At 66.1% G+C, this 6,104-nt stretch carries 9 protein-coding genes and 1 pseudogene; 9 read left to right on the forward strand and 1 reads right to left on the reverse strand.

The annotated features are described in order from the left end of the window. Positions 1-159, reverse strand: a pseudogene (locus Y704_RS25020) (IS1380 family transposase); the annotation flags it as partial. 171 nt (positions 160-330) lie between these two features. On the opposite strand from Y704_RS25020, the gene Y704_RS18210 reads away from it, so the two are divergent. From Y704_RS18210 to Y704_RS0101845, 9 genes are all read left to right on the forward strand, one after another. Further along, on the forward strand, positions 331-1,125 hold the full coding sequence (locus Y704_RS18210) for a substrate-binding domain-containing protein (protein ID WP_253904194.1): 795 nt from the start codon (positions 331-333) through the stop codon (positions 1,123-1,125). After that, on the forward strand, positions 1,122-1,274 hold the full coding sequence (locus Y704_RS25025; RefSeq protein ID WP_253904195.1) for a hypothetical protein: 153 nt from the start codon (positions 1,122-1,124) through the stop codon (positions 1,272-1,274). Before Y704_RS18210 ends, Y704_RS25025 begins: the two co-directional genes overlap by 4 nt. After that, positions 1,271-2,227: a ribokinase gene (locus Y704_RS18215; protein ID WP_035771199.1), complete on the forward strand. Its 957-nt coding sequence runs from the start codon at positions 1,271-1,273 to the stop codon at positions 2,225-2,227. Before Y704_RS25025 ends, Y704_RS18215 begins: the two co-directional genes overlap by 4 nt. Beyond that, positions 2,224-2,607: a D-ribose pyranase gene (gene rbsD / locus Y704_RS0101820; protein WP_026548861.1), complete on the forward strand. Its 384-nt coding sequence runs from the start codon at positions 2,224-2,226 to the stop codon at positions 2,605-2,607. The genes Y704_RS18215 and rbsD overlap by 4 nt, the downstream gene beginning before the upstream one ends. Before the next feature lie 233 nt (positions 2,608-2,840). Next, the gene (rplS, locus tag Y704_RS0101825) at positions 2,841-3,200 is read left to right on the forward strand and encodes a 50S ribosomal protein L19 (RefSeq protein ID WP_026548862.1); all 360 of its coding nucleotides are present in this window, start codon (positions 2,841-2,843) and stop codon (positions 3,198-3,200) included. A 69-nt stretch (positions 3,201-3,269) separates the two neighbouring features. Continuing rightward, a complete protein-coding gene (gene lepB / locus Y704_RS0101830) occupies positions 3,270-3,899 on the forward strand; it encodes a signal peptidase I (protein WP_026548863.1) in 630 nt (209 codons plus the stop codon). Positions 3,900-4,183: 284 nt separating this feature from the next. After that, complete coding sequence (lepB, locus tag Y704_RS18220; RefSeq protein ID WP_253904196.1) at positions 4,184-4,954, forward strand: signal peptidase I; 771 nt, start codon at positions 4,184-4,186, stop codon at positions 4,952-4,954. Between the two features lie 38 nt (positions 4,955-4,992). Beyond that, entirely contained in the window at positions 4,993-5,715 is a 723-nt protein-coding gene (locus Y704_RS18225; protein WP_051476592.1) for a ribonuclease HII, read from the forward strand. Continuing rightward, a complete protein-coding gene (locus Y704_RS0101845; protein ID WP_026548864.1) occupies positions 5,696-6,022 on the forward strand; it encodes a DUF2469 domain-containing protein in 327 nt (108 codons plus the stop codon). The genes Y704_RS18225 and Y704_RS0101845 overlap by 20 nt, the downstream gene beginning before the upstream one ends. Positions 6,023-6,104 lie beyond the last annotated feature (82 nt).

Consider the following 6,104-nt stretch of genomic DNA (forward strand, 5'->3'; position numbering starts at 1 on the left):
GAACGGCTTACGCCACGGCGATAGCGCGTCGGTGAGTCCGGCGCCGAGACCGGAGGCCCGGACCGTGTCCGTGAGGATCAACCCGCCCGCCTGGGAAACCAACCCGGCACCTGCCGAATCGAAGCGGACGGACGGGTAGAAACCGGTAGTGTTGCTCACCTGGAAGGTGCTCCCTCGACGTGCTCGAAATTGCTGTGTGGTAACAACATTTTCCCACGTCAGGAGCACCTTTCAGCTATTAAACACGCACCGCCGGGCCGCCCTCATGAAAGCCCGAGGCTAATTCCTCCCCGCCCGAGTTCCGTCCGATAACCACGTAAGGAAACAACAATGAAGTTCTCCTCCCCACGCAAGGCAGCTGTGCTGACCATGTCCCTGGCGCTGGTCCTCAGCGCAACCGCCTGCAACCGCGGCGGCGACGAAGCATCCGAGGATTCGGCTTCGGCCACGCTCGCGCTGTCGACGCTGAACAATCCGTTCTTCGTCGAGTTGCGCGACGGCGCAGAAGAAGCTGCCGAGGCAGCCGGCATCGATCTCGAGGTCGTCGACGCGCAGAACGACTCCGCCACGCAGACCAACCAGCTGGCAACTGCCGCGACCAGCGGCACCGACGCCGTCCTGATCAACCCCGTCGATTCCGACGCCGCTGCCGCCTCCGTTGCACCGTTGATCGAAGCCGATATCCCGGTTGTCGCCGTCGACCGCGCCGTCAACGGTGCCGAAGTGCAGTCCCTGGTCTCCAGCGACAACATAGCCGGCGGACGCCAGGCTGCTGACGAGCTGGCTGCGGCCATGGGCGAGGCAGGCCAGGTCATCGTCCTGCAGGGCGTTGCCGGAACCTCCGCCAGCCGCGACCGTGGAGCCGGGTTCGGAGAAGGCCTTGCAGCGTATCCGGATATAGAGGTTGTTGCCATGCAGACGGCCAACTTCGACCGCGCCGAAGCCCTCAACGTCGCGACCAACCTGCTCCAGGCGAACCCCGACGTCACCGGCATCTTCGCCGAGAACGACGAAATGGCCCTCGGCGCCATCCAGGCATTGGGTGACCGGGCGGGTAGTGAAGTCAGCGTTGTCGGCTTCGATGGCACTGAGGCCGGCCTCGCTGCCATCGAGCCGGAACCATGACCGCAACCATCGCGCAGCAGCCCGCTGAACTGGGTAAGCGCTCCGTGGAGGTCCTTGATCAACTCCTCGCCGGCGACACCGTCGAGGAAACCATCCCCGTTCCGGTCACCACCGTGAACTCGGAGAATGTCGGGGAATTCACCGGATGAGCATACAGCCGCCGGGCGTCGTCGTCGTAGGGTCCATCAACGCCGACCTCGTCGTGACACTGGAACGCCACCCGCAGCCGGGCGAAACCCTGCTGGGGCGGACTTTGGCGGTGATGCCCGGCGGCAAGGGCGCCAACCAGGCGGTAGCTGCGGCGAAATTGCAGGCCCGCACCACTCTGATCGGCGCGGTGGGGGAGGACGCCTACACCGACGTCGCACTGTCCGGCCTGCGCTCCGCCGGTGTCAATATCGACGCGGTGCAGCGGGTTGGAACGACAACCGGCGTCGCCATCGTGGAGGTCGACGACGACGGCGAGAACACGATCGTCGTCATCCCCGGCGCGAATGGCCAGGTCACTGCGCAGTTGGTGTCTGCTGCCGAGGCGCTGATTGCCGGCGCCGGTGTTCTGGTTCTGCAGGGTGAGATCCCTGCCGCCTCCGTCGCAGCTGCTGTCGATCTCGCGCGAGGACGGGTGCTGATCAATCTGGCGCCGGTCATCGAGCTGGACCGTACGACGCTGCTGCGCGCGGACCCGCTGGTGGTCAATGAGCACGAGGGTGCGCTGGTGCTGGCGCAACTGACCGGTGCTCCGGCGCCGTCCGGACATGCTGACACTGTGCGGGCCCTCCTCTCCTGCGGCTTCAGCTCTGTCGTGATGACGCTGGGGGGTGCCGGTGCGTTGGTGGCTTCATCCTCCGGTGTGCTGAAAATTCCTGCGCCGTCAGTGTCCGTGGTGGACACCACCGGCGCCGGGGACGCCTTCGTCGGCGCCCTGGCTGCCCGGTTGGTGGCCGACGATTCCCTGCCCGACGCCGTCCGGATCGCCGTGCGGGCGGGCGCTTTCGCTGTCGGCGCGAAGGGTGCGCAGCCCTCCTACCCCTCCCTGGACGACGAGCTGCCGGCCGCTCCTTCAGAAGCTCCTTCAGAACTCCAGCAGGAAGCCGACGCGTGAAGAAGAACGGAATCCTGAATGGCCCGCTGAACGGTGCGCTGGGCGGCCTCGGACACGGGCATCTCGTGGTGATCGCCGACTGCGGTCTGCCGCTGCCCGACCCGGACATCGTCGTCGACCTGGCACTGGTCAAAGGCATCCCTCGCTTCGCGGACGTGCTCCGGGCGGTGCTGGCCGACATCGAGGTCGAAGGTGCCGTTCTGGCGTCCGAGGCATCCGGCACCGCAGTTGAGGAGGCCGTGCGCGGCGAGGGCCTGAAGCCGAAGTTGGTGAGCCATGAGGAGCTGAAGGCGCTCCTGCCGTTTGCCCGGCTGATCATCCGGACCGGCGAGGCAACCCCCTATGCGAACCTCATCCTGCGCTGCGGCGTGACGTTCTGAAAGACGGCAGACCGCGATTCGCCCCGCCGACGCTGGTGTGGAATACTTGGTGCTTGTGTCTGCTGGGCTGGACCCTGCCACAGGGGGTGTGCGGCCAACAGTTCTACACACCGGCGTTCGGAGATCCGACTCGCCGGTACACCTTTTTCGGCGGGAATTGCCGCTCTCCCCGAGCCGGCCTTGACCGCCGTGACCCACGTGAATGACCTGTGGCGTTCACCAGGAGAAGCACCATGCATATTCTCGACTCCGTCGACGCGGCCTCGGTCCGCACCGACATCCCGGCGTTCCGCGCCGGCGACACCGTCAATGTTCACGTCAACATCATTGAAGGCAAGAACACCCGTGTCCAGATCTTCAAGGGCTTCGTCCTTGGACGCCAGGGCGACGGCATCCGCGAGACCTTCACCGTCCGCAAAGTCAGCTTCGGCGTCGGCGTGGAGCGTACCTTCCCGGTGCACTCCCCGGTTCTTGACAGGATCGAGCTCGTCTCCAAGGGCGACGTTCGCCGCGCGAAGCTCTACTACATGCGCGAACTTCGCGGCAAGGCAGCCAAGATCAAGGAAAAGCGCGACCCCAAGACGGTCAAGTAATCCCGACGGGTGCCTGACCCAACCGCTTCCCCTCCTCCGCAGGGGAGGCCCACTCGACGCCGGTCCGCTATCACGGGCTGGCGTTTTGTGTTCTCCGCGGTCCTTGCGGCCGTGCTGGTAGTCGGGGTGGTGCGGGCCCTGTTCATCGACGTCTACTACATTCCGTCGGGGTCGATGGAACCACTCCTCCAGGAGGGCGACCGCGTGGTGGTCAGCAAGACGGGCGAGGCGACGGACAGCATCGAGCGGGGCGACGTCGTCGTCTTCGACGGCCGGGGGTCCCTCGATCCCATCCGCGACGACCGCGGTGTGCCGGCCCGCGCAGCGGACGCCGTCGGGCAGTGGCTGGGGCTCAGCGGCAGCGAAACGGTGTACGTGAAGCGGGTGATCGGAGTACCGGGGGACCGGGTGACCTGTTGCGACGACGGCCGTGTCACAGTGAATGGGGAGGCACTCGATGAACGGTATGTCTTCCCGGGCGACGCTCCCAGCGACACGGAGTTCGACGTCGACGTCCCAGAGGGTAGGTTGTGGTTGTTGGGTGATCACAGGTCCCGCTCGATGGACTCCCGGTCGCTTCTGGGGGCACCGGGCGGTGGCCTGGTGGCCGCTGACCGGGTGATCGGGCAGGCAGTGCACATCATCTGGCCACTCGATCGGACGGGCCGGATCGAGCAGCCGGGCCCGGACCACCCCTGAGTTCTGAATTGATCGCGAAGCACGCGGTGGCCCACGGCCCACCGGAACAACATTGAGGAACGCAGCAGATGGCACGAAATTTCCGCCGGAAGACCGGCAATGCCGCTGGCATGCCGCAGCCCCTGGACGTGACCGGTTCAGGTACGCCCGGCACTGACGCGTCTGCGTCGGATGCGCCCGCTTCAGATGCGGCCGCTTCAGGTGCGCCGGGTGCCGACGCGCCTGGGTCTGATGCTCCTGGGTCTGATGCTCCTGGGTCGGCTGCGCCTGGGTCGGATGCTCCCGTGTCGGCTGCGCCCGGTGCCGACGCGCCGATGGCGCCGCGGGCCAGACGCGCCGCGTCGAAGAAGGCCATCGAGCAGGATCGCAGCTTCGCGGCGTGGCTCAGGGAAATCGCGACGATCGTGGTCATCGCACTCGTCCTGTCCTTCCTGATCAAGACGTTCCTGTTCCGCGCCTTCTTCATCCCTTCCGGATCCATGGAAACCACCCTCGAAATCGACGACCGCATCTTCGTCAACCAGTTGGTTCCCCAGCCCTTCGGGCTCGAGCGCGGGGATGTCGTGGTGTTCGGTGACACCGAGAACTGGCTTCAGGCAGGGGAACCGGCGGACATCGGCTGGTTCAGGGAAGCCCTGATCTTCGTGGGGCTGGCGCCCGATGACTCCCAGCAGCACCTCGTCAAGCGCGTCATCGGCATGGCGGGGGACCGGGTGGTCTGCTGCGACGCTGAGGGGCGGATCACCGTCAACGGTGATCCACTCGACGAGCCCTACCTTTTCCCCGGTGCGGCTCCCTCGGATACGCCGTTCGACGTCGTGGTGCCCGAGGGGAAGGTCTGGGTGATGGGGGATCACCGCAACGCCTCGGCCGATTCGCGGGCGAACACCGACAAGCCGGGCCAGGGCTTCATCGACCTCGACGATATTGAGGGGAAGGCGGCAGTGATCGCCTGGCCGCTCGACCGCATGGGTTTCCTCGACAACTACCCGCAGGTTTTCGACGGTATCCCGGAGCCGGCGGCCGCAGCGCAGGGTGGCCTGGAACGCAGGTGACGCCCGTGCGCCTGAAGGGCTTGGCAGCGCCTACCCTGATGCTCGAGCGGTCCTTTTCGGCCGGCGGACACCGCTATATCGCGGGGTGCGACGAGGTCGGCAGGGGCGCCCTGGCAGGTCCGGTGTCGGTGGGGATCGTCGTCGTCGACCTCGAGGCCGGAAAGGGCCTGCGCGGAGTGCGGGACAGCAAACTGCTCTCGCCCGCGGCGCGCGAGGCGCTGGTGCCGCGCATTCGGAAATGGTCGCTCGCCTACGGGGTGGGCCATGCAAGCTCGGCCGAGATCGACGACGTCGGCCTGATGGCCGCGCTGCGGGCCGCCGGGAGCCGGGCCTGGGAACAGGTGGTTGCGACGGTGCATCCCGACGTCGTCATCCTCGACGGCAATCACGACTGGTTGTCCCTGCCGAGGCAGGATCCGCTGTTCGACGGCCCGTCCAGGGGGAACGGGCTCCCCGCGGGTTGCTCTGCGCCCGTCCACACGAGGATCAAGGCCGACCTGCAGTGCCTCAGTGTGGCCGCCGCAAGCGTCCTCGCGAAGGTCGAGCGCGATGCGCTGATGACGGCCCTCGCTGCCGAACACCCCGCGTACCGGTGGGATGTGAACAAGGGTTACGGGACCGCCTCGCACCGCGCCGCCATTGATGCACGGGGGGCCAGCGACTACCACCGGCGATCATGGCGCCTGGGCGGCACCAAACGGCCGGGAATGCCCGGTCTGGAGATTGAGGCAGAATGGGATCATGAGCGCCGAAGATCTTGAGAACTATGAAACCGACATGGAGCTCCAGCTGTACCGGGAGTACCGCGACGTCGTGGGGCTGTTCAGCTACGTGGTCGAGACTGAACGGCGCTTCTACCTCGCGAACAACGTTGATCTCCAGGCGAAATCCGCGGACGGCGAGGTCTACTTCGATCTGACGCTGCAGGACGCCTGGGTCTGGGACGTCTATCGTTCGGCGCGTTTCGTGAAGAACGTCCGGGTCATCACGTTCAAGGACGTGAATGTCGAAGAGCTGTCGAAGTCTGATGATATTGCGCTGGCCAAGGACGGGACGCTGGGGAACTAGGGCGTGTCTCCTAAATCTTCGGGGTGGTCTTTGGAATGATGGGTGCGTGCCACGTACTACTCTTTTGACCGATTCCCAGTGG

It is taken from the genome of Arthrobacter sp. Br18 (assembly GCF_000520555.1).
Classification (GTDB): domain Bacteria; phylum Actinomycetota; class Actinomycetes; order Actinomycetales; family Micrococcaceae; genus Arthrobacter_D.